The organism is Pseudarthrobacter sp. B4EP4b (genome assembly GCF_006680095.1).
GTDB lineage: Bacteria > Actinomycetota > Actinomycetes > Actinomycetales > Micrococcaceae > Arthrobacter.
In genome coordinates, this window is sequence record NZ_VHIJ01000044.1 from 25,240 (window position 1) to 50,531 (window position 25,292).

At 66.6% G+C, this 25,292-nt stretch carries 26 protein-coding genes; 15 read left to right on the forward strand and 11 right to left on the reverse strand.

Going from position 1 to position 25,292, the window contains the following annotated elements:
• Positions 1-77: 77 nt before the first annotated feature.
• The 7 genes from FNL14_RS16845 to FNL14_RS16875 are packed head-to-tail and all read left to right on the forward strand — an operon-like array spanning position 78 to position 6,007.
• A complete protein-coding gene (locus FNL14_RS16845) occupies positions 78-473 on the forward strand; it encodes a DUF6379 domain-containing protein (protein WP_142062207.1) in 396 nt (131 codons plus the stop codon).
• A complete protein-coding gene (locus tag FNL14_RS16850) occupies positions 470-1,573 on the forward strand; it encodes a sugar phosphate isomerase/epimerase (RefSeq protein ID WP_142062210.1) in 1,104 nt (367 codons plus the stop codon). The genes FNL14_RS16845 and FNL14_RS16850 overlap by 4 nt, the downstream gene beginning before the upstream one ends.
• A 20-nt stretch (positions 1,574-1,593) precedes the next feature.
• Positions 1,594-2,619 (forward strand): sugar phosphate isomerase/epimerase, encoded by a 1,026-nt coding sequence (locus FNL14_RS16855; RefSeq protein ID WP_091419157.1) that lies wholly within the window; start codon positions 1,594-1,596, stop codon positions 2,617-2,619.
• Between the two features lie 9 nt (positions 2,620-2,628).
• Positions 2,629-3,399, forward strand: coding sequence for a nuclear transport factor 2 family protein (locus FNL14_RS16860; protein WP_142062213.1), 771 nt, complete (start codon positions 2,629-2,631; stop codon positions 3,397-3,399).
• An 8-nt stretch (positions 3,400-3,407) separates the two neighbouring features.
• Positions 3,408-3,806, forward strand: a complete 399-nt coding sequence (locus FNL14_RS16865; protein WP_142062216.1) for a DUF6379 domain-containing protein — start codon at positions 3,408-3,410, stop codon at positions 3,804-3,806.
• Entirely contained in the window at positions 3,803-4,990 is a 1,188-nt protein-coding gene (locus tag FNL14_RS16870; protein ID WP_181762684.1) for a Gfo/Idh/MocA family protein, read from the forward strand. The genes FNL14_RS16865 and FNL14_RS16870 overlap by 4 nt, the downstream gene beginning before the upstream one ends.
• Before the next feature lie 12 nt (positions 4,991-5,002).
• Complete coding sequence (locus FNL14_RS16875; RefSeq protein WP_142062219.1) at positions 5,003-6,007, forward strand: sugar phosphate isomerase/epimerase; 1,005 nt, start codon at positions 5,003-5,005, stop codon at positions 6,005-6,007.
• Between the two features lie 62 nt (positions 6,008-6,069).
• On the opposite strand, the gene FNL14_RS16880 is transcribed toward FNL14_RS16875, so the two are convergent.
• The 3 genes from FNL14_RS16880 to FNL14_RS16890 form a co-directional block, all read right to left on the reverse strand.
• Positions 6,070-6,540 carry a carboxymuconolactone decarboxylase family protein gene (locus FNL14_RS16880; RefSeq protein ID WP_142062222.1) on the reverse strand — a complete coding sequence of 157 codons (471 nt, stop codon included), beginning with the start codon at positions 6,538-6,540 and terminating at the stop codon, positions 6,070-6,072.
• Between the two features lie 141 nt (positions 6,541-6,681).
• Positions 6,682-7,356: a TetR/AcrR family transcriptional regulator gene (locus FNL14_RS16885; protein ID WP_142062225.1), complete on the reverse strand. Its 675-nt coding sequence runs from the start codon at positions 7,354-7,356 to the stop codon at positions 6,682-6,684.
• Between the two features lie 51 nt (positions 7,357-7,407).
• Complete coding sequence (locus FNL14_RS16890) at positions 7,408-8,415, reverse strand: restriction endonuclease subunit R (protein ID WP_142062228.1); 1,008 nt, start codon at positions 8,413-8,415, stop codon at positions 7,408-7,410.
• A gap of 68 nt (positions 8,416-8,483) precedes the next feature.
• Between FNL14_RS16890 and FNL14_RS16895 the strand changes: the two genes are divergently transcribed.
• Positions 8,484-8,900, forward strand: coding sequence for a DUF6379 domain-containing protein (locus FNL14_RS16895; protein WP_142062232.1), 417 nt, complete (start codon positions 8,484-8,486; stop codon positions 8,898-8,900).
• 23 nt (positions 8,901-8,923) lie between these two features.
• Here the strand turns inward: FNL14_RS16895 and FNL14_RS16900 are convergent, their stop codons facing one another.
• The gene (locus FNL14_RS16900; protein WP_142062234.1) at positions 8,924-10,186 is read right to left on the reverse strand and encodes an ROK family protein; all 1,263 of its coding nucleotides are present in this window, start codon (positions 10,184-10,186) and stop codon (positions 8,924-8,926) included.
• 107 nt (positions 10,187-10,293) lie between these two features.
• Here FNL14_RS16900 and FNL14_RS16905 point away from each other — a divergent pair, with 107 nt between their 5' ends.
• The 7 genes from FNL14_RS16905 to FNL14_RS16935 all read left to right on the forward strand — a co-directional run bounded on the left by FNL14_RS16905 (position 10,294) and on the right by FNL14_RS16935 (position 18,003).
• Positions 10,294-11,334 (forward strand): Gfo/Idh/MocA family protein, encoded by a 1,041-nt coding sequence (locus FNL14_RS16905; RefSeq protein ID WP_142062237.1) that lies wholly within the window; start codon positions 10,294-10,296, stop codon positions 11,332-11,334.
• Entirely contained in the window at positions 11,331-12,125 is a 795-nt protein-coding gene (locus FNL14_RS16910; RefSeq protein WP_142062240.1) for a hypothetical protein, read from the forward strand. The genes FNL14_RS16905 and FNL14_RS16910 overlap by 4 nt, the downstream gene beginning before the upstream one ends.
• Positions 12,126-12,293: 168 nt before the next feature.
• Complete coding sequence (locus FNL14_RS16915; RefSeq protein ID WP_142062243.1) at positions 12,294-13,787, forward strand: MFS transporter; 1,494 nt, start codon at positions 12,294-12,296, stop codon at positions 13,785-13,787.
• Between the two features lie 16 nt (positions 13,788-13,803).
• Positions 13,804-15,372 (forward strand): GMC oxidoreductase, encoded by a 1,569-nt coding sequence (locus FNL14_RS16920; RefSeq protein WP_142062246.1) that lies wholly within the window; start codon positions 13,804-13,806, stop codon positions 15,370-15,372.
• A 66-nt stretch (positions 15,373-15,438) separates the two neighbouring features.
• Positions 15,439-16,401 (forward strand): LysR family transcriptional regulator, encoded by a 963-nt coding sequence (locus FNL14_RS16925; RefSeq protein ID WP_142062249.1) that lies wholly within the window; start codon positions 15,439-15,441, stop codon positions 16,399-16,401.
• 131 nt (positions 16,402-16,532) lie between these two features.
• Positions 16,533-17,096, forward strand: a complete 564-nt coding sequence (locus FNL14_RS16930) for a DoxX family protein (RefSeq protein ID WP_142062252.1) — start codon at positions 16,533-16,535, stop codon at positions 17,094-17,096.
• Between the two features lie 124 nt (positions 17,097-17,220).
• A complete protein-coding gene (locus FNL14_RS16935) occupies positions 17,221-18,003 on the forward strand; it encodes an SDR family NAD(P)-dependent oxidoreductase (RefSeq protein WP_142062255.1) in 783 nt (260 codons plus the stop codon).
• Positions 18,004-18,011: 8 nt separating this feature from the next.
• Here the strand turns inward: FNL14_RS16935 and FNL14_RS16940 are convergent, their stop codons facing one another.
• Genes FNL14_RS16940 through FNL14_RS16970 form a run of 7 tightly spaced genes read right to left on the reverse strand, consistent with a single transcriptional unit; the run spans position 18,012 to position 25,066 of the window.
• Positions 18,012-18,788 carry an SDR family NAD(P)-dependent oxidoreductase gene (locus FNL14_RS16940; protein ID WP_142062257.1) on the reverse strand — a complete coding sequence of 259 codons (777 nt, stop codon included), beginning with the start codon at positions 18,786-18,788 and terminating at the stop codon, positions 18,012-18,014.
• Positions 18,789-19,787: a fumarylacetoacetate hydrolase family protein gene (locus FNL14_RS16945; protein WP_142062260.1), complete on the reverse strand. Its 999-nt coding sequence runs from the start codon at positions 19,785-19,787 to the stop codon at positions 18,789-18,791.
• Positions 19,788-19,798: 11 nt separating this feature from the next.
• Positions 19,799-20,872, reverse strand: a complete 1,074-nt coding sequence (locus FNL14_RS16950) for an amidohydrolase family protein (protein WP_142062263.1) — start codon at positions 20,870-20,872, stop codon at positions 19,799-19,801.
• Complete coding sequence (locus FNL14_RS16955; protein WP_142062266.1) at positions 20,869-21,993, reverse strand: FAD-dependent monooxygenase; 1,125 nt, start codon at positions 21,991-21,993, stop codon at positions 20,869-20,871. The genes FNL14_RS16950 and FNL14_RS16955 overlap by 4 nt, the downstream gene beginning before the upstream one ends.
• A gap of 59 nt (positions 21,994-22,052) precedes the next feature.
• The gene (locus FNL14_RS16960) at positions 22,053-23,087 is read right to left on the reverse strand and encodes a cyclase family protein (RefSeq protein WP_181762685.1); all 1,035 of its coding nucleotides are present in this window, start codon (positions 23,085-23,087) and stop codon (positions 22,053-22,055) included.
• The gene (locus tag FNL14_RS16965; RefSeq protein WP_142062269.1) at positions 23,084-24,040 is read right to left on the reverse strand and encodes a fumarylacetoacetate hydrolase family protein; all 957 of its coding nucleotides are present in this window, start codon (positions 24,038-24,040) and stop codon (positions 23,084-23,086) included. The genes FNL14_RS16960 and FNL14_RS16965 overlap by 4 nt, the downstream gene beginning before the upstream one ends.
• 6 nt (positions 24,041-24,046) lie before the next feature.
• Positions 24,047-25,066, reverse strand: coding sequence for a VOC family protein (locus tag FNL14_RS16970; protein WP_142062271.1), 1,020 nt, complete (start codon positions 25,064-25,066; stop codon positions 24,047-24,049).
• Positions 25,067-25,292: the final 226 nt, after the last annotated feature.

Here is a 25,292-nt window from a genome sequence, read left to right on the forward strand (position 1 = left end):
TGCCGGTAGTCCGGCCACTTCGTTCCAGCACAGGCATTTCACTCACGGCAAGGCATGCCGCAGACAAGGAGGTCTCGATGATCGCCGACCGCATAATCGAGCAGGGAACACTGACCACCCAGGACGGCCGCACCGCCGTCGAAGTCCGGATCCCCTGGTACCGCGCCCTTCCGGGCTCATGCATCGCCGGCGCAGCACTGACGGTTGACGGCGTTGCCGCACCGGAGGACTCCCTGCGCTGGACCATGAACAACCGGACGTTCAGCTTTGAAGAGCTCGTGGATGAAACCGGCGAGTGGTGGTACCCGCTGGACTCGGCCGTCCTTTCCGGGGACCTTCCCGTACGTGACGGTCAGGCCGAGCACGAGGTCCGGGTGGACCTGAAGCTCTACATCCCCTACATCATCACCGACCACGGCGTGCTGCACATCGAAGAGCACGACACCAAGACCATGAAGGTGGCACAGCGATGACCAGCCTCGGCACGCCGATCCAAGGCGTCACCCTATACAGCTTCACCCGGGCTTTCCACGCCCGGCAGTACGACCTCGACGGCCTCATCCGCAAGGTGGCAGCCGAAGGTTTCGGCCCGGGCCTTGAGGTTATTGGTTTCTCCAGCCTGCGCGGCTTCCCGGACCGCATCGATGACACCTTTGTGGGCCAGTTCCGCGACCTGGTGGCCGAGGTGGACCTCGTCCCCACCTCGCTGGCAGTGAACGTTGATACCGGCATCCGGCGGGACCGGCTGATGAACCACGACGAGCTGGTCGAATACATGCGCAAGCAGATCGAAGTGGCCGCCCGGCTCGGCTTCCCGATCGCCCGCGTGCAGATCTCGCTGACCCCCGACGCCATGGAAAGCCTGCTGCCCGTGGCCGAGAAGTACGGCGTCACCCTGGCCCTCGAAGTCCACGCCGACCAGCACGGCGCGCACGAACGCGTCCTGGCGCTGCGCGACCGCTACGAGAAGCTCGATTCCCCGCTGCTCGGTTTCACTGCCGACTGGGGCGCCACTGTCACCGGCTTTGCCCCCTCCCTGCTGGAGGCCTACCGCCGCCGTGGTGCTTCGGAGGACCTGCTCCGGCAGGTGGTTGACCTGTGGGACGGCTTCTATGCCGAAGGACCGCCCAACAACCAGAAGGTCCACGGCGAACGTTTCGGCGCCTTCATTGGCCTCGCCGCCCGGAACGGCCGGCCGGACCTGGGCATCGACTTCGGCATCAACGGAACGGGACTGTTCGGCCCTGCACCGCTGGACACCTGGCTGGAAATCATGCCCTGGGTCCGCCACGTGCACGGCAAGTTCTTCGGCATTGATGAAAACGGCGAAGAGCCCTCAGTGCCCGTGCGCGGCCTGGTCCGGCAACTCGTGGAAAACGGCTACTCCGGCGCCATCTCCAGCGAATACGAAGGCTGGCACTGGAACAACTGGCAGGACCCGTTCGAGATCATCCGCGGCGAGCAGGCCGTCCAGCGTTCAGCAGCCGCCAACGCCGGTTCCGCCATGATCACCGACGCAACGGAAGCTCGCCGCATCCTCAGCAGCCACCTCGCCCAGCCCGTCCGCGGCTGAAAACAAAAGGAATCAAAGACATGTCAGAAGGCATCGCAGGCTCGGGCATCGAGCTTGGCATCACCCTTTACTCACTCACCTCCGAATTCGCCGCCGGGCTCTACACCCCGGAGACCCTGATCAAGGCGGTCGCCGATGAAGGCCTCGGCCCCGGCGTCGAATTCAACATCGCCCAGATGCTGCGCACCTACCCGGACGTGGACGAGGATTTCGTCCGCCTGTGGCGGGACAGCATGGACCGCTACGGCCTGACCCCCAGCGCCGTGGGCACCAACCTGGACATGGGCCGCCGTAAAGAGCGCGACATGACGCCGGACGAGGAGTTCGACTTCTTCGCCAGGCAGCTCAAGACCGCCAACACGCTCGGCTTCAACAAGATCGTCATCCGGTCCGCGGGCAAGGAACTGCTCCGCCGGCTGCTTCCGCTGGCCGAGAAGTACGACCAGAAGCTCGGCTACGAGATCCACGCGCCCCAGGGCCCGAACGATCCCAAGATCCTCCAGATCCGCGAGATGTACGAGGAGCTTGGCAGCGACCGGCTGGGCTTCACGGCGGATTTCAGTTCCACCATGCACAGCCTGTCGCCTACGCTGTTCCGCACCCTGACCCAGATGGGCCTCCCGCAGGAGCACTTCGCTGTCATGCAGGACATCTGGCGCAAGCCCCTGCCTATGCAGGAGCGGAACCAGGAGTTCGAGGACTACCTCCGCGAAAATAACTTCGATCCCGCCCGGCTGGGCCCCTTCACCCGGCTGGCGTTCAACATGCACGGACTGGTCCCGCCGGAGGAATGGCTGGACATCATGCCGCAGATGTTCCACGTCCACGCGAAGTTCTACGACATCGACGAGAACGGCAACGAGCCCGCCATGGACATCCCGCGCATCGTGCGCCAGTTCGTCAAGGGCGGCTACCAGGGCTTCCTGTCCAGCGAATGGGAAGGCCATGCCTTCGCCGACCTGGGCGAATCGGACCCCATCGACCTGGTGAAGAAGCAGCACGCACTGATGCGCCGCGCCATCGAAGAATCCGTCGTTCCGGCCTAGGGGGTCCAAATGCCTACCATCGACACCGACCTCACAGCAGAGGTGGAGCGCCTGCGGGACGAACTTGCTGAAGCCCTGAAACTGGCCCGCCGGGCCAACGACCGGGGCGACATTGAGAACCTGTTCAACCGCTACATGTACCTGCACAATGCCTTTGAGGATGAACAGATTATCCCGCTGTGGGTGAAGCCGGGCACTCCCGGCATCCGGGCGAGGTACACCAACGCCGGCCAATACACGGACTATGAGAGTGTCATCCGCTACCACCAGGGCCGTCCGCGGCCCGAGGGCAAGCTCATCCTGCACTACACCACCACTCCGGTCATCGAAGTGGCCGCCGACGGCAACACGGCCAAGGGCGTCTGGATCATGACCGGCAACGAGTCCGGCCTGACCGACCCGGAAGTGGCCAAAGACAGCCCGGACTACATGTATTCGCCGGGCGAGGTGCAGGGCAAAAAGGTCTGGGCCCACTGGGTCTGGTGCAAGTACGCTGTGGACTTCCTGCGCCAGGACGGGGAATGGAAGATTTGGAAATTCCGCTGCTACGAGCTCCTGCGGGCACCCTTCGAGGAAAACTGGATCAGCTTCGCCGAGAAGAACCAGCATGCCTTCGCCCTGGACCTGATGTACTTCGGCGACGACGGCAAGCCGGTGTTTATGCCGCCCGCGGACGAACCCGTGCCGCAGGAATACCACCCATACAGCCCCTCCACCCGGCAGACGCTTAATCCCCTGCCGCCCGCACCCCACGACACCTTCGTCGACACGTTCAAGTAAGGAAAGCCATGGCAACTCACAACTCCCTGTTCCAGGACGCCGACGTCCGCAGGCACCCCGAGGGCATTTCGGTGTCCGTGCAACTGCCCTGGTACCGCAGCCTCTGGCTCTCCGCTGTGGACGATGTTGCGGCCACGGTCAACGGCGTGGCGATCCCCAAGGAATCCCTCCGCTTCGAACTGCAGGGCAAGTCCTATTCCATCCCGGAGCTGCCCGAGCAGTGGGAAACCCTGTGGTTCGTCGCGGACAAGCCCGATGTCATCATCCCGCTGGACCGCATCCCCGACGCCGGCGAGGAGATCGACGTCGAGGTCATCCTCACCCTCCGCCTGCTCTACATGCAGATCGCGCCCATGCGCTACGTCGGAAACCGGGTGGCGGTTGAGCGCAAGGTAGTGCTGGCATGACAACCCTTCGGGTTGCCATGATCGGTTACGGCTTCATGGGAGCTGCCCACTCCCAGGGCTGGCGGACCGCGCCCCGAGTGTTCGACCTGCCCGCCGAACCGGAAATGGCCGTCATCGTGGGGCGCAACGCCGAAGCGGTGGCGGACGCAGCCCAAAAGTGGGGCTGGGCTGAGTCCGCCACCGACTGGCGCGAGGTGATCGCCCGGGACGATATCGACGTGGTCGACATCGTAACTCCCGGCGACTCCCACGCCGAGATTGCGATCGCGGCCCTTGAAGCCGGAAAGCACGTTCTCTGCGAAAAGCCGCTGGCCAACACGGTGGCCGAGGCCGAAGCGATGGCTGAGGCTGCCGGGCGGGCCGCCGCCCGGGGCGTCCGGGCGATGGTGGGATTCACCTACCGCCGGGTTCCCGCCGTGACGTTCCTGCGGAACCTGATTGCCGAAGGGGCTGTGGGAACCATCAACCAGGTGCGGGCCTCGTACCGGCAGGACTGGCTGGTGGACCCGGAAATGCCGCTGGCCTGGCGCCTGCAGAAGGAACATGCCGGCTCCGGGGCGCTGGGTGACATCGGCGCCCACGCCATCGACCTTGCCCAGTTCGTGACCGGACTGAACCTCGAAAAGGTCTCCGGCACCATCGACACCATCGTCAAGGAGCGCCCTCTTTTGGACTCGGGTTCCGGGCTCTCGGGCACCGCCGGTTCCGGCAAGGGCCAGGTGACGGTGGACGACATCGCCATCTTCACGGGCCGCTTCGAATCCGGTGCGCTGGCGTCGTTCGAGGCCTCACGCTTCGCCACCGGCCGGAAGAACGCGCTGCAGATCGAAGTCTCGGGGGACAAGGGCGCACTGGCCTTCGACCTCGAGGACCTCAACAGCGTCCAGTTCTACGACCGGACAGCACCCGCGGACCGCCAGGGCTTCCGGAAAATCCTGGTCACCGAGGCGGAGCATCCCTACGTCTCGGCGTGGTGGCCGGCCGGGCACATGCTCGGCTACGAGCACGGGTTCTCCCATCAGGTCAAGGACCTCGTGGAAGGAATCGTGGGCGGCACCGATCCGCATCCCACGTTCGCTGACGGGCTGCGGGTGCAGCGGGTGCTCGACGCCGTCGAGCGCAGTTCCGAAAATGAGTCCGCCTGGACACGCGTCGCCGCCAGCGTCCCGGCGCAGGTTTCGTAGGAGGGGAAACAGATGGCACGACCAATTACGCTGTTCACCGGCCAGTGGGCCGACCTGCCGTTTGAGGAGGTGGCCCGGCTCGCCGGCGAGTGGGGCTACGACGGGCTGGAAATCGCCTGCTGGGGCGACCACCTGGACCCCTGGCGCTGGGACGACGATGCATACGTGCAGGGCAAACTCGACATTCTGGAACGCCACGGCCTTAAGGTGTGGACGATCTCCAACCACCTCAAAGGCCAGGCCGTGTGCGATGACCCCATCGACGAACGGCACCGCGACATCCTGCCGGACAACGTCTGGGGCGACGGCGACCCTGAAGGGGTGCGCCGCCGTGCCGCCGAGGAAATGAAGAACACCGCCCGGCTCGCCGCCAGGCTTGGCGTGAAGACGGTAACCGGATTTACGGGTTCGTCCATCTGGAAGTACGTGGCGATGTTTCCGCCGGCCTCCGAAAAGATGGTGGACGCCGGGTACCAGGACTTTGCCGACCGGTGGAACCCCATCCTGGACGTCTTCGACGAGGTGGGAGTCCGGTTTGCCCACGAAGTGCACCCGTCCGAGATCGCCTACGACTACTGGACCACCCAGCGCGCGCTGGAGGCGATCGGGCACCGTGAGGCCTTCGGGCTGAACTGGGATCCGAGCCACATGGTGTGGCAGGACATCGATCCCGTGGGGTTCCTGTGGGACTTCAAGGACCGGATCTACCACGTGCACTGCAAGGACACGAAGAAGCGCCTGACCAACGGGCGCAACGGGCGGCTCTCGTCCCACCTGGCATGGGCCGACCCGCGCCGCGGCTGGGACTTCATCTCCACAGGCCACGGCGACGTGCCCTGGGAGGACGCCTTCAGGATGCTCAACTCCATCAACTACCGCGGGCCGTTGTCCGTGGAGTGGGAGGACGCCGGCATGGACCGCCTGGCCGGCGCCCCCGAAGCGCTGGCATTCGTCCGCAGGCTCTCCAGTTACGAGCCCTCGGCGGCAGCTTTCGACGCCGCCTTCAGCACGAAGTAATTCAGCACCAACTAATTCAGCCCAAAGCCCGGCCCCGGAAAACCCCGGGGCCGGGCTTTCGGCTATTCCGGCTTGACTGCGTAGGCGCTGCTGATTGCTATCCGGTTGTAGGTATTGATCGTCATAGTCAGCCATGTCACGGCGGACACCTGTCCCGGAGTCAACTGCCCGGCCGCTGACTGGTACCAGCCCGCATTTGTGTGGGAGTCCTGGATCAGCGTGATGTATTCGCAAAGGGCCAGTGCCGCGCGTTCCTGATCGTCGAAGTACAGGCTCTCCCGCCAGGCGGGCAGCACACTCAGCCGCTCAGGGCTCTCACCTTTCGCCAGCGAGTCCTTGGTGTGGATCCGCAGGCAGAATGCACAGCCGTTGATCTGGGAGGCGCGGATCTTTACCAGCTCAATAAGCAGTGGCGAGAGTTCCTCTCCCAGGGCGGCCCGGTCCGCCCTCAAGGCTGCGGAATTGATGGTTTTGTACAGTTCCGGGTGCTGGGCACCCACATCGGTCCTGGGGAGGATTGCTGTAGCGGTCATTGTGTGTGGGGTTCCTTGGCTCGAGAGGGAGTGCGCTTCTGCGCTGGTTCCACAATCTGATCCCTGCTGCGGTGGGAACCACTGAATGGGACGAATTGCCACCAGACGTTCCACCTCTGGTGGCGCGGGAGCAGCGGCGGCCTACGTCCTTGCCCGGCCGCCGTCCAGGTATTCGGGGGTTGCCATGCCGGCAACGGCGAAGCCGGACAGGTTCCGCAAGAAGGCTCCGTCGATGTCCTGGCCTGTCGCAATCAGCCGGTGATGGATTGCCCCGTAGAGGGCATCGATAACCATGCCGGCGTCGATGTCGCCCCGCACCTGCCCCCGGTGCTGGGCCCGCTGAATGATCGTCAGGAATCCTTGCCGACGCTCCCGAAGCATTGTCTGCCGAAGATGGACGGCGAATTCTGCGTCCCTGATGGCCTCAGCCAGCAGGTTGGCGACTGTGGACGCCGCTCCGCCCACCTTCAGGCAATAGGTCAGCGCCACGAGGTAGGCATGCAGGTCCCTGGCCACATCGCCGGTGTCGTGAACGTCGGTGAGCAGGTTCGTTTTATAGGTGAATGCTTCCAGGACCAGCAGCTGACGCGATGGCCAATAGCGGTACAGCGTTGATTTGCTCACCCCCGACGCCCTGGCTACCGCGTCAATCGTGACGGCCTCATAGGTGAGCCGGTCGATCAGGTTGCTTGCTGCCCGCAGGACTTTCTCCCGCACTTCCGCCTCGCGGGAGGCCACTAACGGGTGGGCAGGATCGGCGTTACGGCGCTGCGAAGCACGAAACCCGGGAGGCTGATGGCCCGACACTGCGCTCATGGGAGAATCCTAGGGCACGTACTTGAAGCCTCCTGAAGCGGGGCCCTTCCGTCAGCAGGCCACTTTACTCACGCGGCCCCCGACAAGGGCTGCCTCGGCCAGTGCAAGGTGGCGCCGGGTCATGTCCGTGGGATCGTCCTGCAGCCACTCGTGGCCACCCCACTCACTGGTGAGCGTGCCACTGAAGCGGTTGCGGCCCAGGAGGGCGCCCAGGTCCCGCAGCGGCTGCGAAACCCGCCCGCCGTCGTCGTGCAGGTCCCAGAACTTCAGGTGGAAAGCGCCCACCATGGGGAGGATGCCCCGCAGGTCTGCCGCGTCACTGCGGCCGAAACGGATGAGCAGGTTCATAAAGAGGGTGTGGATCCGCGAGGGCACGTTTCCTGAGCGGAGGAGGCCGGTGACTGCGTCGATGGTGGCGGGATCCCGCCAGTCGTTCTCCAGCTGCCCGACGAAGTCCTCAGGCAAGCCGCCCCGGCGCAGCTCCTCGAGGTAGGTGACGGGAAGGGCGGGCATCAGCATGCTGATGTCCACGAGGACCCGCACGTGGTCATCTCCGAGGGCGGCTATCGCTTCGAGGGCAGGTTCGACGGCGGCGCTGCCGGGGGCCTGCTGCCCTTGGATCTCCTCATACAGCACCAGGTCGAGCTCATGCAGCAGCGGCTGGACCAGCCTGAGCAGTTCCGTCCCCGCCTGCCCGATCGGGAGCCGGATGCCGCTGGCTCCGACGCGGTGCGCGGCACGGATCTGGGGGATCAGGAAATCCAGGCGTTCCTGCAGGGGGCGGCGTTCCGTCGGTGTGAAGTCGTCCAGGCTGGCGCCGAGGATGCTGATGGCTCCGCCCTTCGCCGCCAGGGCATCCCGCAGCCCGTCCACTTCGGCGTCGCTGGGAGCAGGAAAGGAGCGCCATACCAGTCCGGGCTCGAGTTCGATCGTCTTCACGACTGAATCCGCGATGCCGGTGACGACGTCCTGGGCGGTCCGTCGCGCGGCGGTGATGTCAGGGGTCCAGTTGAAGGAGCTGGCGCACAGCGTCCAGCTGCTCGGAATTTCGGGAGCCATAGGGCGTCTTCCCCTTTATGCTTGTTAATGACAAACTTATGTCACTTTTAGGATAAAGGATGGAAGCCATGTTGGGAACCGCCGTGCGCGACGATGCGCTGACCGCCACTGCCGAAGGTTTTGAACTCCGCATCGGCCTGCCGTGGATCCGCTCCATGCCGCTCTCCAGCATCGCCGGCCTGGCGGTGGAGGTGGACGGCGTTCCCTTGGTGCAAGGGGAGTTGGAGGTGATGCTCGGCTCTCGTCGAGTGTCCCCGGGAGCCCTGCAGGAAGAACGGGGCTGGTGGTTTGTGCAGGACCGGCTGGTCCTGGCGGCCGGGCGCCGGCTTTCGAACGGGACGCACGCCGTCGCCGTCGACTTCCAGCTGACGGTGCCGTACCTGCAGGCGCGGCCCGGCTCGCCCCTGGTCCTGCCGTTCCATCTGGCGGCCCGGCTGGAACTGGACGGAAAGCCGGTACCCAGTGTCTCCCGCGACGTCGCCTGAGCGGGCGACGTCCGGAGCTGGTCCTAGGCGGGAACTGCGACCCGGTCCGGTGAGGGGCGGCCGTCGGCAAACCAGCGCGGGAAGGTGACATCGAAGAGCTGCTCGCGCGCCAGTTCGGCGCCGCCGCGGAGGGGTTCGCGCTCGTCGGCCACGGAGAGGGTGATGGTCAGATCGCGGGTGGCAAGGGGCAGTGACAGTTCGTAGACCCGCTGCCGCACTTCCGCCAGGAAGACCTCGCCGGCCGACCCCATGGCGCCGCCGATGACGATGACGCTGGGGTTGAACATATTGACGAGGGCAGAAATGGTCTCGCCCGCCACGCGCGCCGACTTTTGAATCAAGGTGATGGCCAGGGGGTCGCCGGACCGGACGGCCAGGGTGATCTCCTCGAGGGTTAGTGCCCTCTTTTTGACTACCGCAGCCATGGAGCTGTTGGCCCCCTCCTTGATGGCCTGTTCCGCATCCCTGACCAAGGCCCAGCCGCTGGCTACGGCTTCCAGGCAGCCGATCTTCCCGCAGCGGCACTGGGCCGTGGAATCCAGGACCCGGACATGGCCGATGTCACCGGCGGCGCCATTGGCACCGCGGTGGATCCTGCCCTGGGACAGCAGGCCTGCGCCGATTCCGGAGCCGATCTTGCAGTAGATAAGGTCCGCCAGGGAATCACGGCGGCGGGCACGCTCACCGAGGGCCAGCAGGTTGACGTCGTTATCCACCCAGACCGGCGCGTTGAAGCGGTCCTCGAACGGGGTCCGGACGTCGAAGCCGTTCCACCCGGGCATGATGGGGGGAGACACGGGCTGGCCGGAAGCAAAGTCGACCGGGCCGGGAAGGCCCACCACCACAGCCCAGACCGGCACTTTGGAGTTCTTTTCCAGCACCTCGTCCACGAGGGCCATGACTGCCTCAATGGTCTTCTCGGGGCCGCGGGAAATATCCCAGCTGCGGTGCGTGTGCTCCAGGACGTCGCCGTCGAGCGCGGTCAAACCCACCCTGATATGGGCCGCGCCGAGGGCACAGATGATGATCCGCCCCTGCTCGGAGCGAAAGCGCAGGGTCCGGGGCGCACGGCCGCCCGAGGATGCGCCGAACTCTCCCTCGCCGAGGAAGCCGAACTGGATGGCCTGGTCCACGCGCTGGCTGACAACGCCCCTGCCCAGGCCGGTAACCTTGCCGATTTCGGGGCGGGTGGTTGCTTCGCCCGTCCGCACCAGGTTGACGATCCTCAGCAGGCTCGTCACTTCATCGGTCTGGGCTCCGAAGCGGAGGGTGGACTCTGTCGTCATAGTTTCCAATTCTCACACATCAGGACCCACTAAGGCGCGGTTTGCCGTGACTATAGCCAGATGTTCCCGCACTTATGAATAATAGTGACAGAAGAAGGAGGGTGACGATGCCTTTGAACGTGGGGATTATTGGCTCCGGCCCCGGTGTCGCGGCCCTTCACCTGCCGGTGCTGGGGCGGCTTGACGACCTGTTTAATGTGGTGCACGTTGCCGATGCGGGAAGCGGGCGCGCCCGGGTCCTGGCTGAACGGCATGGTGCACGCTGGTCGGAGGGGGAGGCGGACCTGCTGGCAGACCCCGCCGTGGACCTGGTAGCCATCTGCAGCCCGCCCGGTGAGCACTCCCGCCAGATCCTGGCGGCACTCGCCGCGGGCAAACGCGCCATTTTCTGCGAGAAACCGCTGGCCACCAGCAGGGAGGAGGCCGGCCGCGTTGTCTCAGCATGCCGCGAGGCAGGCGCCACACTGTTGGTGGGGACGAACCATCTGTTCGACGCCTCATGGGGGCGCGCCAAGCATCATCTGGTGGCCCTGGAGGGCAGGGTGCAGGCCATCTCGGTGACGCTGGCGCTTCCGCCGAATGACAGGTACCACCGGCTGGTGGGCGAGGGCGGTCCCTTCCCGGGAGCCGGGCGGGGACGCCCGGACCTTGGCAACCCTGCCGTGGCGGCAGGAGTTCTCCGGCAGTTGCTGACCGGCCTCGCAATTCATGATCTTCCTGCGGTGAGGGACATCGCGCCGGGCGTCGATGAAGTGGTCTACGCGCGGCTCGCTTCGCCGATCGGCTACCTGGTGGGGTACCGGGCCGGTGAAGTCCTGGTCCAGTTGGCGCTCACCATGCTTCCGGAGGGGCCGGATGCCCTGTGGCGGATGAGTATCGCCACGTCCCATGACCGCATCGAGGTCAATTTCCCGCCCGCCTTTGTCCACGCCGGAAGCGCTGCCACCAGGGTGCGGAGCGTTGACGGATTGTGGACGGAGTATCCGCGGGATGATGAGGACGGCTATGTGGCCGAGTGGCGACTGCTGGCTTCGCTCCTTGAGGGAGATGCCCCCGTGGAGTACGACGAACTGTTGGCTGACGCTCTGTACGCCATCGATCTGGCCGACGCCGCTGCGGCCAAAGTTCTTGAAGGGGTGCCGCAATGAGTGAAGGTTTGGGGTTCAGCGTTTTCACCGAATTGCCCGCCTATACGGCGGCCGTCGCCGAGCTTCCCGTGAGTGCCGCCCTGGCGGAAAACGCGCATGGTGCGGTGGCGGTGGTGCCAGGAGCCGGCGACTGGTGGCAGGCGATGCTGGCCGCCCGCGCCGGGGGAGCGGCGGCCGTGGTGCTGGCGGATCCTGCTGTTCTTCCGCGGGGAGCCGTTGAGTCGGAGCGTTGGCCCGGGGACATCCCGGTGATCGTTGAACGACCCCGCATCCGCCCGGATCTTGTAGCCGCCGCGGTTGCGGCACGACGCGGCAGCCCCGCCCGGATCATCACCGTGGAGTGCGCCGCCCCCGCTGCGGGCCTCGGTGCGCTCATCTGCGACGGCTTCGGCTGGATGCGGTCCCTTGCCGGCGGAGCGGTGGCATTTCAGTCAAGCATTGCCACAGTGCACAGCAGGATCGCACTCCTGCACGCAGGCGACTCCCAAGGCGGGACTGTTCCTGCCACCCTTTCGGCAACCGCCATCGGTGGTCCTCATGCCGGAGGCCTGCTCCAGGTGCTGGCCCTCGGCGAGGTGCGGACGGAGGTCACCGTGGACCAGCCCGCCGGGCTCGCCCGGGTGGAAACCGTCACTGAAGAAGGGTCTTTACGGGCTCCGGAACGCTACGAATCGTCAGCACGCCTGGCGCTTCGCCGGGCCTTCGATGCCTGCTTGGCGGACGACCCGGCAACGGACCTCGCGGAGCTGCTGCAGGACATGGCGCTGACCCGGGCCCTGCTCGATGCGTAGGCAGAGCGTCCCCATGTCTGATACATACATTCTTATGTTGTTTTCTGACTAAAGTGCAGTATCATGGATAACGGCGCCGGGGTTCCTTCCGGACCCGTTCTCCGGTGTGATGGTGCGCCGGGGGCACACCACGTCGCGTCGACGGCCCGATCGTTCGGGTAGATCACTATGCCACTTTCGCCTTTGAGGCTCCGCCTCCTTGTTGTTGCCCTGCTCTCGGTCTCCTTCCTCGGGGCCCTGGACCATACCGTCGTGTCCACTTCGCTGGCCACCATCGCCGGTGAACTGGGTGCATTGACGCTCATGAGCTGGGTTGTGGTGGGCTACACCCTCGCCAGCACCGTGCTGCTGCCAGTACTCGGCAAACTCGGTGACGTGCTGGGAGCCCGCCGCATCTTTCTCTGCTCGCTGGTGATGTTCCTGGCCGCCTCACTGGCCTGCGGCTTCGCCACAGATATGTACTGGCTCATTGCCGCCCGTGTCCTGCAGGGCATGAGCTCCGCGGGCCTGCAGCTGATGTCCCAGACCATCATTGCCCGCGTCACCACCCAGCGGGAACGGCCCCGCTATATGGCCATCATCGGCGCGGCGTTCCCGATCGCCATCCTGGTAGGCCCCGTCCTTGGGGGTGCCATCACCGACTTTTGGGGCTGGCAGTGGGTCTTCTGGATCAACATCCCGGTGGGGGCTGCGGCGCTGGGCCTGGCGCTCATCGCCGTACCCCATCTGGAGCCCGGCCCCATGCCCCGCCACTTCGATGTTGCCGGGGCGGCGGTCTTCACCACCGCCCTGGTGGCACTGGTGCTCGCCGTTACCTGGGCCGCCGAACGCAGCGCAGGCTTCGCTATGGCCGCCGCGCTCGCGGTAAGCATCGCCGGCTTTGCCGCCTTCTTTTTCATCGAGCGGCGCGCACCCGAACCCATCGTGCCGATCCACTTCTTCGCCAACCGCACCATCGCTGCAGGCACGGCACTCTCGGCGATTATCGGCGTCGGCCTCTTCTCCATCACCGCCTACCTGCCCACGTACTTCCAAATGGCCTACCAGACCACCGCCACCGTCTCTGGGCTGGTTCCCATCGCCACGGTGTTCGGCATGCTCATCAGCAACCTGCTGACCGGATGGCTGGCCAGCCGGACGGGGCAGTACCGGATTTTCCCGATCGTTGGCACCATGATGGGGGCGGCCGGGCTTCTGGTGATGGCCATGCTGCCCGCGGGCCTTCCGCTGTGGGTTCCCATGATGGTGATGGCCGTGGTGGGGATGGGCACCGGGGCGTTTATGAGCCTGATCGTGGCGGTAGTCCAAGGCGCCGCCCCGGCCAGCCAGACCGGCACCATCACGGCAACCATCAATCTGGTGCGGCAGGTGGGGTCCACCGTGGCGACGGCGGTCATCGGCGGAGTGGTTGGCTTCGGCGTCGCCGCGCTCCTGCCGGCAGGCCTTGACGCTTCCACCCTGACGCCGCAGCTCGTGCATGCGGCCGCGCCTGCCATCCAGGCCAGCGTGGCACAGATCTACAGCTCAGTCTTCACTCCGATCTTCATTGCCTTGGCAGCCACCTACGCGGTGGGGATTGTCGCGGCGGTCCTGCTTCCGCACGGCCGCCTCTCCGACGACCCCGTTCCCGCTTCCACCACTTCCGAATCCCTCTCGGCCTGATTTCAAAGGAGACATCATGTCCAACCCCACCATTGCCATCGTCGGCAGCGGACCCATCGGCTCCACTTACGCACGGGTGCTCCTGGAGCAGGTCCCAAACGCGCACGTGGTGATGTTCGAAGCCGGACCGCAGCTCACCGGTGTCCCCGGCGAGAGCGTCCGCAACATCCCCGATCCTGCCGAGAAGGCGCGTGCCCGGGAAATGTCCCAGGGGCCGCAGGCCGGCGCTTACCGGGAATCGCTGGGCATTCCGGCAGGCACCGTTACCGAGGGCATGTTTACCGCCCGGCAGGGCACCCATCTCCTCGACTTCGGCGGTGCGGGCTCCGCCCACGCCCCCTCCTTCCCGGCCGCGGCTGCGGCCACCAATGTGGGCGGCCAGGGCGCCCACTGGACCTGCGCGACGCCGTCGCCCGCCTTCAGCGAAAAGCTCCCCTTCATCGCCGACGACGAGTGGGACGGCCTGGTTGAGGACGCCAAGCAGCTGCTGCACGTCCACAGCGCCGCGTTCGCGGACTCCAAGGTGGGCGAAGCCATCCGGTCCCTCCTCGACGAAGAGTTCGGCGCGGAACTGCCGGACGGCTACGGGGTGGGCACCCTTCCGGTGGCCGGGGACCCGCAGCCGGACGGGTCCGTGCGCTGGGCGGGTGCCGACGTCGTCCTCGGACCGCTGATCGACAAGGACAGCCCGCTCTCGAAGCAGTTCGAACTCCGCGACCTCACCCTGGTCCGCCGGGTGGAGCTGGACGGACAGCGCGTCACCGGCGTCACGGTGCAGGACCTGCGCACGGGGGAGACCTCCTTTGTGGCAGCCGACATCGTGGTGGTGGCCGCCGACGCCTTCCGTTCCCCGCAGCTGTTGTGGGCCTCGGGCGTCCGGCCGCAGGCCCTGGGCCACTACCTGACCGAGCACCCCGTGGTCATCTCCACGGTGGCGCTCGACGCCGAAAAGATGCGCCGCTTCGCCACGGACGAGGACCTCAAGGCTGAGCTGGCCCGGCGTGCGCTGAATTCCGCCGACCCGGTGGCAGCCGTGAACCGCATCCCGTTCTCCGAGCCCGAACACCCCTTCTCGGTCCAGGTGATGTACACCGAGACCACGCCGTTCCCGATGGAGCCGGGCACCCCGTACTCCGAGAACCGCTGGGGCTACGTCAACATGGGCTACGGCTTGCGCAAGCACCCGCGCTTCGAGGACGCCGTCACCTTTGACGACAACGAGCCGGACTACCGCGGCTTCCCGAACATGACCATCGACTACGCGCTCACCGAGCGGGAGGAAACGGAGATCGCCCAGGCCACGGAACGGCTGCGCCGCGCCGGCAAGGCCCTCGGCGTCTTTGTTGCCGAGCCTCGGCTGATGCCCAACGGCTCCAGCCTGCACTACCAGGGCACCATGCGGATGGGCGCCACCGACGATGGCACCTCGGTGGCGGATCCGTGGTCCAGGGTCTGGGGCTACGAGAACCTGGTGGTGGGCGGCAATGCCCTGATTCCGACGGCGACGGCGATGAACCCCACCCTGATGAGCGTCGCCATCGCCGTGCGCGGCGCCCGGAAGGTGGCCGAGGAACTGGGTTCCTGACCCATGCGAATCGTAGAAAGGCGGCCGCTAAAAGGGCGGAACGGCGGGCACGGATAACCTGTGGGTATGAAGAACCTGGACCTGAACCTGCTGCCCCAACTTCAGGTCCTGCTGGAACTGCGCAACATCTCCCGGGCGGCGGAGCGGCTCCAGCTCAGCCAGCCGGCCACCAGCGCGGCGATGGCCAGGCTCCGGCGCCATTTCGACGACGAGCTCCTGGTCCGCAACGGCCGCACCTATGACCTCACGCCCTTTGCCCAGTCGCTGGTCCCGCTGGTTGATGAAGCCATGCTTCACATCCAGCGGGCCACGCGCGTGCGGTCCGGGTTCGACGCCGCCACGAGCGAGCGGGAGTTCATCATTGCCGCCTCCGACTACGCTGCGGCGCTTATCGTGGGGCCGCTGCGCGGGATCCTGCGGGAAGAAGCGCCGGGCGTGTCCGTGGACTTCGTCCCCACCGCAGGCTCCGGGATCCAGGGCCAGATGACCGACTACTCCAAGATCGACCTGCTGGTGGGGCCCACGGGGTACCAGATGCAGGGAGCCAGCAAGCAGCTCTTCCGTGACAGCTTTGTGGCCGTGGCCGACGCCGGGAATCAGCTGCTCCAGCAGCCCCGCCTGACCCTCGAGGACCTGACCGCGGTGCCGCACGCCGTCGGCTATTTCGGCGAGGGCATCAGCACCCCGGCGGACAAGCTGTTTGAGTCCCGCGGCATCCAGCGCCGGGTGGCTGCCGTGGTGGCAGGCTTCCTGTCCCTGCCGCTCCTGGTCGAAGGCACGGACCTTGTGGCACTCGTCCCGCGGATGCTGGCCGGACGGGCGCAGCGCGGTGCGGACATCGCGGTGCTGGAGTTCTCCGGCGGAACCGAAGCGTCACTGGTGGAGGCGATGTACTGGCACCCGTCCCAGGCGGAGGACCCGGCGAGCGTGTGGCTGCGGTCAGTGGTCCAGCGCTCCTGCGCCCGGCTTCACGAGCTCTTCCCCGTCACTGCCCATCCGGTGGCTATCCATGCGGCGGATGCCCCGTAGACCCACGGCGCGTACCCGCTGCCGGAGGGGGTACCCTGCATCATTCTTCCCCTGTGACGGGTGGTTGCGCAGCCGTAGACTCGTGCTGAAACGAGCCGTGCAGCGACTCAAACACCCCAAGGAGGACTGTTATGAGCAATGTAACCACCAGCCCTGAGGCGGCGGCCGCCGCGCAGACCCTGTTCCGGGTGGCACTGGGAGGAGTGCTCGTGGCCCACGGATCCCAAAAACTCTTCGGCTGGTTCGGCGGGGGAGGCGTCGAAGGCACCAGTAAGGGCATGCACGCCATGGGGTTCCGCCCCGCTAAAACAAGCGCCGTCCTTGCGGGCGTAGGTGAAGCAGGAGCCGGGCTCGCCTTGGCCCTGGGTTTGGCCACCCCTGCCGCCGGCGCCGCTGCCGCAACCACCATGGGCGTCGCGGCCAGCGTCCACGCCCCGAACGGATTCTTCGCCCAGGAGGGCGGCCTTGAGTACCCGGCCGTGCTGGGCCTGGCAGCCGCCGCGTTCACTATCGGCGGCTCCGGCCCGTTCTCCCTGGATGCGCTTACCGGCCATGTCCTGGACCGGCCGTGGATGCGGATCACCGCTTTGGCCGCGATCCCCACCGCCATCGCCATCCAGGTTTCCCGCCGGCGCAAGGCCCTCGCCGCAGACGCTGCGGCCCCGGCCGCCGGCACTGCGGCGGAAGATGCCTGAGCCCGTGGCCCTGACTATCTGCGGGACTATCCGCGCGGCGGATACCACCTAGACCTAGGACGCCGTTCCCCTTCCGGCCCATCCCTGCGAAAGTCGAGGAAACACGCTTTCGGAAGGATCTCCCATGCCCGCTTCCAGCCAGCGCCTGGCCGGCAAGACCGCCGTCATCACCGGAACGGCCAGCGGCCAGGGCAGGGCTGCCGCGCTCGCCTTCGCCGCGGAAGGGGCCTTCGTGGTGGGCTGCGACATGGACGACGACGGCGCCGCGGCCACGGTTGCGGCGGTCACCGAGGCCGGGGGCCGGATGAGCAGCAGCCGGGTTGATCTCACGGATGAGGCAGCCGTGGCGGCCTGGGCTGCGGAGGTCGCCGCCAACCACGGCCAGGTCCACATCCTGTACGCCAACGCCGCAGTCACGCGCTTCGCCCCGGTGGAGGAACTCACCTTCGATGACTGGAAGTGGAACATTGAACACGAGATGGACGTGGTGTTCCTGCCGGTCAAGTACTTCTGGCCGCAGCTGATCCAGGCTGCCGACAGCGCCATCGTCCTGGTGGGCTCCACGGCGGGGGTGACCGGTTCCATGACCAACGGCCGGCTGGCCCACACCGCCACCAAGGGGGCGGTGGTGGCCATGACCAAACAGCTGGCCGCCGAAGGTGCGCCGCACGGACTGCGGGTTAACGCGGTCAGCCCGGGGATGATCCGTACCGCGGCCACCGAGGGCAACCTCCTCGCTCCCGACCATCCGATGCGGACCATCGCCGGCAGCATCCCGCTGGGCCGGATCGGGGCGCCCGAAGAAGTGGCAAAGTGCGCCCTGTTCCTGGCGTCGGACGAGGCCTCATATGTCACCGGCGCCAACTTGATGGTCGACGGCGGCTGGTCGGCCGTGCTGCCGGGCTAATTGTTTGGTTACCGCAGGGCGTCGGAGACCGACTTGGCACCGCCGTGGGATGTCTGGCCGCCGTCCACCGGGATCTCGGCACCCGTCACGAAGGAAGAGAGCGGGCTGAGCAGGAAAAGCACGACGGCGGCCACCTCCTCCACGCTGCCGGTACGTCCCAGCGGGGTTTCGGCCAGGGTGGCCTGCCGGAACTCAGGCTTGGCACCCGCCGTCATGGGTGTTTCGATAAAGCCCGGATGGACCGTGTTGACCCGGATCCCGCGCGGGCCAAGTTCCATGGCTGCCACCTGGGACAACCCGCGGAGCGCCCACTTGCTCGCGGTGTAGGCCACTGGATAGTGCGCCGTGAGCCCGGCAACGGAGCCGACATTAACAATCGAAGTGCCGCTTCCCATCAAGGGTGCGAGCGACTGGATTCCCAACAGGCTGCCGGCGACGTTGACCTCGTAGACCTTCTGCAGGTCGGCAACTGACGCCTCCAACAGCCGGCTTCGCTGGGTGATGCCGGCGTTGTTGACCAGCCCGTCCACCTGCCAGCCCTGGGACCGGATCCAGGAAGCGAGTCCGGACCAGCCGGAGGCATCGCCCACGTCCAGCTGCCGGTACACCAGGGCGCCGGCCGAGGCCGAAGACCCCGCGCTTAGCCCGGCGGGCATTTCCGCCGCCAGGTCCGTTGCGATCACCCGCGCCCCGGCCTCCGCCAGCAGGCGCGCCTCCGCGGCACCCTGGCCCTGGCCTGCTCCGGTGACCACCACCGTCCGGCCCTCGAGCTGGAGGGAAACCACCTAGATTCCGGAAGGAGCCGCAGCGGCCACCCGGTTGCGCGGACGGGTCCGGGCGGGAACCCGGGTCACGGCCTCGCGCCGGGTACCCACGGTGTTCTCGATGATTCCGATCCCTTCCACCGTCATCTTCACCACGTCGCCGGTTTTCAGCGGCGGGGGAGTGTGGGCGCCGTTCCGGCCCCAGAGTTCGGCCAGGCAGCCGCTGCCGCAGGTGCCGGAGCCCAGCACGTCGCCCGGCCGCACCACTGAGTCCTGCGAGGCATAGGCCACCAGCTCCGCGAACGGCCAGCCCATGTTGGAGAGCAGATCCTGGCCGATCGCTTCCCCGTTGACCTCAACAGCCATGGAGATGGGCAGGAAGCCCTCGGCGTCGTGCCGGTCCTCGAACTCGTCCGCCGTGACAATCCAGGGGCCGAGCGTGTTGGCGAAATCCTTGCCCTTGCACGGCCCCAGGCTGACCTTCATTTCCCGGCGCTGCAGGTCCCGCGCCGACCAGTCGTTGAGCACGGTGTACCCGAAGATGTGCCGGTGCGCCTCCTCCGCGCTCAGGTTCCGCCCGTCGCTGCCCGGAACGCGTCCGACGACGGCGGCCACTTCCGTTTCAAAGTCCAGGTCCGTGCAGCCAGCCGGAATACCGATGACCTCGCCGGTGCCCGTCACCGTGTGCGGGTTGGCGAAGTAGAAGGTGGGCGCCTCGTACCATTCGGGCACCACGCCGGCCACACCGTCGATGCTCTTCCGCACGCCTTCGACGTGTTCCTCGAAGGCCACGAAGTCCCGGATGGTGGCGGGCACCAGCGGGGCGAGCAGGCGCACGTCCGCGAGCGGAACGGCAGCAGCGGAGGCGATGACCTGACGGGCAAGTGCCAGCGTCTCCTCGAGTCCGGCGTCGAGCAGGGTCTGGACGGATTGGCCTTCGGGCAGGGCATAGCAGTTTCCGTCGTCCACAAAGCCGGACTGCGTCCCGCCGTCGTGATCCCAACGGGCAATCTTGACCATGTAAGTGTTCCTTAAGCGTTGCGTCGGGCGGCCAGGGCGGCCGCCGCGGTGATGCCCAGCGTGCGTGCGTTGCTGCCCAAAACCCGGGTTTCGTCGTCGGCAGGAAGTCCGGCGGCCTGCACCTCGTCCACCGGGAGGTCCGATCCCATGTCGAACGGGTAGTCCGAACCCAGCAGTACCTGCTCCGGACCGGCGGCGGCCACGAGTGCCCGCAGTTCAGCGGGGCTGTGGACGAGCGAGTCGAAATACAGCTTCTTCAGATACGAGGACGGCGGCTGGACGCAGCCGTGTGCCTCGGGGCGGACCTTCCACGCGCGGTCGGAACGGCCCAACGTCGTGGGAAGATACCCGCCGCCATGCGCTGCCACAACCTTGAGCTCCGGGTGCCGGTCCAGGACGCCGCTGAAGATCAGGTGGGACAGGGCCACCGCGTTCTCGGCCGGCTGGGACACGGTGTTGGCCAGGTAGAAGCGGTCCAGCCGTTCATCCAGCGAGCAGCCGAACGGGTGCAGGAACACCAGGGCGCCCAGTTCCTCCGCGCGGCTCCAGAACGGCTCAAGCCGGGGGTCGGACAGTTCCACGGTGCTGCGCTCCGGATCGTTTGGGGTGGCGGCGAACGAACCGATCTCCACACCCAGCAGCCCACATTCGAGCACGGCATGGTCCAGGCCTTCCACCATCAGGGCAGGGTGCTGGAGCGGGACCAGGCCCAGGCCATTGAGGCGGCCCGGCGCGCGGTCCACAAATTCGCGGACCGCCTGGTTGGCTGTCTTTGCCACCTGCAGGGCCAGTTCCTCGCCGGCGAAGTAATAGAAGTGCGACGGCGACGGGGAGACCAGCTGCACGTCCACGCCTTGAGCATCCATGTCCGCGAGCCGGCGGTCCAGGTCCGTCAGCTGAGGCCAGCGCTCCTTGATCATCCGGCCCGAAGCCGCCATAGATTCGGGTCCGTTGCGCCGCACCTCCAGGGCCTGCTGCGCGCCGAAGCCCTCGGGATCGGCCTCGGCCACGAGCTGCTGCAGGGCCGGAAGCAGGATGTGGGCATGGACATCCACGGTGGGGGCTTGAACAGAATCGGTGCTCATGCGGGTTCCTTAACGAGGCTGGAGATTGAATGCATGAGGCCGGGCACATTGGCATCCCGGACGCCGTCGAGCATCCATTGGCCCAACTGGACGGACGCGTTAACAACTGCCTTTGCCCTGTCCAGGCGGCGGTCGGTGAACTCTTTCCAGAGCGTCTCCGTAACGTCGTCGGCACTGATCAGGAGTTCGGCAAGCACAGCCGCATCCTCCATCGCCATGGCAGCACCCTGCGCAATAGTGGGCGGGCAGCTGTGCGCGGCGTCGCCGATGATGACGCTGCGGCCGCGGTTCCAAGGGCCGTCCACCAGGTGGGTGGTGAACCACGTGTAGTTGATGCGGGCGCCGTGGTCCAGGTTGGCGCGGATCTCGTTCCACGGTCCGCCGTAGGCTGCGGCGAGTTCAGCCATGATGCGGGGGCCGTCCTCGTGCTTGCGCTCCTGGGCCTTCTCCACCAGGTAGGCGTAGATGGTGTCAGGACCGGTGGGGCAGTAGCCGGCGATGAAGCAGGGGCCGCCGTAGGTCAGGTCCGTGCGGATCACTTCCTCGGGGCGCTCCACGAAGGCACGCCAGATTCCCATGCCCGTGGACTGGGGTTCGACCTCGATGCCGATGGCCTTGCGGACGGCCGAGTGCAGGCCATCGGCGCCGATCAGCAGGTCGTAGGTGGCGCTGCCGCCGTCGGCGGTGCCCACGGTGACGGACCCGCCGTCGTCCGTTATTCCGGTGACGGTCCTGCCGTAGCTGATGCGGGCGCCGGCCTCCTCGGCGCGTTCGCGGAGGATGGCGGTGAGGTCCGGGCGGTACATGCCCATGGTGGCGGGAAGGTCCTCGCCGCCGGTCCGGATGTCTTCGAGGACAGCGATGACGGTGCCGGCGGGGTCCGGGGCGCGCAGGCCCAGGGTGCTGAACCCGTAGCCCTTCGCCTCCACCTGGTCCCAGACGCCGAGCTGCCGGAGCACCCGCAGGGCGTTGCCCTGCAGGGTGATGCCGGACCCGAGGGTCTGCGGGGCGTCCGCCTTTTCGAGGATTTCAACTTGGATTCCGGCGTCGGCCAGGAGGATGGCTGCGGCCAGCCCAGCGGCTCCCGCCCCAACGATTCCGACGTTCTGTACTGCTGCCATCGCTGACTCCTTTGTATTGACGGCGATACTGCTGGTGATTGTTGCTGTTTTAACTGAAGCTACCGGACGGCGATCGGGTTGACCGGTGATCCGACTGCCCCGGTGATGGGGAGCGGGGCTGCCGTCAGCAGGAAGTCGTACCTGCCGTCCGCCGCGCACGCCTCGGCCAGTCCGTCCGGGTCCCACATCTCGCCCAGGAACAGGCCAAGGTTGGGGATCGCGATCTGGTGCAGGGGCTGGAAGGCGGCGTCGAACTCGTTCGGACGGACCTCGAAACCCCAGGTGTCGGTGGCGATCCCGGCAATTTCGCTGCGGTGCAGCCAGGGCGCGGCAGTAAAGGACAGCCCCGGGGCCGACCCGCCTGCGTAGTCGCCCCAGCCGTCACGGCGGACACGGGTGTACTGGCCGGTGCGGATTATCACGATGTCGCCCCGGCCCACGGCTGACCTGGGGCCTTGGAGTTCGATGGTCCGCTGGAGGTGTTCGGGGGTGATCGCGAATCCGTCCGGCAGTTCGCCGTCGTTCCTTCCCAGTTCGGGGCCGAGCGCCCGGCCGACGTCGAGCAGCACGCCGCGGGTGACGATCTTGGCGGCGGCGGTTTCGATGCCGGTCACCAGGTCGCCTTCGGAGGTGACCACGTCCCCGGCGGCGCGGCCGTTCCAGGCCTTGCCCTGGTCGAAGATGTGGCCCAGGCCGTCCCACTGGGTGGAGCACTGCAGCGGCATGGCGATGACGTCGTCCGCTCCGCCGAAGCCGTGCGGGAAGCCCTGGTTGCCGCGCTCTGCGTCCACGCCCGTGTCCGTCATGGTGTGGACGGGGTTGGTGCGGCGGCGCCAGCCCTTCTGCGGGCCGTTGGTGTCGAACGGCTGTGACAGCGAGAACGCCTCGCCGGTTTTCACCAGTGCTGCGGCTTCGATGCGCTTTCCGGCGTCGATGAAGTTGAGGGTACCCAGGACGTCGTCCTGGCCCCAGCGGCCCCAGTTGTTGTGGGCCTGCGCCATGGCCCGGATGCTGCCGAGCGGGTCTTCACGCCGGATGACCGGGGAATCAGTTGATTCCCCGGTTCCGGTTGGTGCTGTGTCCTGGGTGGTCACTGGACACCTTCACGTGTGGTTTCGTCCTTGCAGTGGATGAGCTGGGTGCCCAGCCCGGTGATGGTGCCTTCCATAACGTCCCCGTCCTGGAGCAGGCGGCCCCAGTGCTGGCCGTTGCCGGCGGGGCTGCCGGTGAGCACCAGGTCGCCCGGGCGCAGCGGCATGATCTGCGACGCTTCGCTGACCAGCTTCGCCACACCGAAGATCATGTCCTGCGTGGACTCGTCCTGCATGGCTTTTCCGTTGACCTTCAGGGTGACCTGGACGTCCTGCGGGTCGCCGAAGAACTTGGCCGGGACCAGCAGCGGGCCGGTGGGCAGGAAGCCCGGGGCGTTCTTCGCGCGGTACCAGTCCGAGCCGATGGCGGGCATGTCCTTGCGGAAGACGTACTCGCGGGTGGTGATGTCGTTGACCATGGTGTAGCCGAACACGTGCTCCAGGGCCTCCTCGGGGGTGACCCGGAACGCCGTCTTCCCGATCACCGCCGCCAGTTCCAGCTCCCAGTCGTGGGACTTGGAGTAGGACGGCAGGGTGAGGTCGTCCGTGGCGGACGCGATCGCCGTCGGGAGCCCGATGAAGAAGTACGGCGTGCCCTGGCCTGCGCGTTTGTCCATCATGGCGGCGGTCTTGGCGCGCACTTCCTCCTCGTCCTCGCCGGGTTCGCGGTGGGCTGCGGCAAGGTCGATGACGTGCTTGCGGTAGTTCGCGCCGGTCTGCAGGACCTGCGCGGGCTCCACCGGAGCAAGGATTTCGACGGCGGCCAGCGCCAGGCCGGTGTCCTTGCCTGCCGAGGCGGCCAGGCTGTCCAGCTGGGGTTCAGTGGTGTCCCAGTGCTCGATCAGGGAGTTGATGTCCCCGTCCAGCGGCAGGACCCGGCCTTCAACCAGCAGGCCGGCGCGTGCCTTGGCGTCGCCGGCTTCCTGGAACCGGATGAGTGCATAGGTTTCAGCCATGGTGTCTTAGCCCCGGCCCTGCTTGGCGTAGGGGTTCAGGAGGGCTTCCTTCATTTCCGGTGAGGCGCCTTCCTCGGTGGCGGTGAAGCCTTCGGCCGGCGGGAAGGATTCGGTCATGGAGTGCGGCATGGCGCCGTTCTTGTAGAAGTTGTTGGAGCCGAGCGAGGGCTTCCAGGTGTTGGCTTCCCAGTCCGGGACGTAGTTGCGGTAGCCGCCGGAGTTGAGCTCCACGCGCAGGCCGGAGGGGTCGCGGAAGTAGAGGAAGTTCTGCTCGCCCACGCCGTGGATGGAGGGGCCGTATTCCATGGGGGTCCCGTTTTCCATCATGACGTCGGCGGTGCGGAGCAGGTCTTCGGTGGCGTCAACCCAGAAGGCGATGTGGTTGACGCGACCGGCACGGCTGGAGGTGTCCAGGACAACGCCGAGGTCGTGGGACTTTTCGTTGGTGGTCAGCACGGAGAACACGGTGATGGGGGCTTCGTCCAGGTCCACGAACGCCATGACGCGGAAGCCCAGGGCTTCGTTGTACCACTTGGCGAAGCCGCGGACATCGGAGGACGCAACGGTGACGTGGTCCAGGAAGCGGGGGGCGGCGGCGTGGCTGCTGCGGCGCTCCGGGCGGTCCGGGTAGGTGGACTCGAAGCTGGGCTCGGCCACGAACTTTTCCACGTCATAGAAGAGGCGCATGTGGTGGCCGTAGGGGCCGGTGAATTCGTAGGCCTTGCCGTAGCCGTGGCCGCCGGCGGTCCAGGTGCCCTGCACGCCGGTCGCTTCGACGCGCTGGGCTGCGGCTTCAAGTGCTGCCTGGGAGTTGGTGCGCCAGGCCATCCGGCCCAGGGACGCTTCGGGGCCTTCGGTGATCACCAGGCTGTAGCGGTAGTAGTCGCCCCAGCAGCGCAGGTAGACGTTGCCGTCCACGCGGTCGATGATGCGCATGCCGAACTTTTCCTCGTAGAAGCGCGCCGAGGCTTCGACGTCCGGAGTGGTGATCTCGAGGTGGGCAAGATGGGAGAGGGGAGTTTCCACGTTGAAGTCCTTTTGGTTACTGGCTGCTGTCGGTTTGGTGCAGGTCCTGTAACTACTGTGAGGCACTTCATATATTTGGGGAAGGCGAGTTTTTCGATATCAACTATCCGTCGCGCCGATACCTCCCGGCTGGGACGCTCTCTCACTTAATGCGCTTAAACGGCCAACGCCCGCTCACTTTCTTGGGGAAAGTGAGCGAGCGTTGGCCAAAATGGCGCATCCAGTG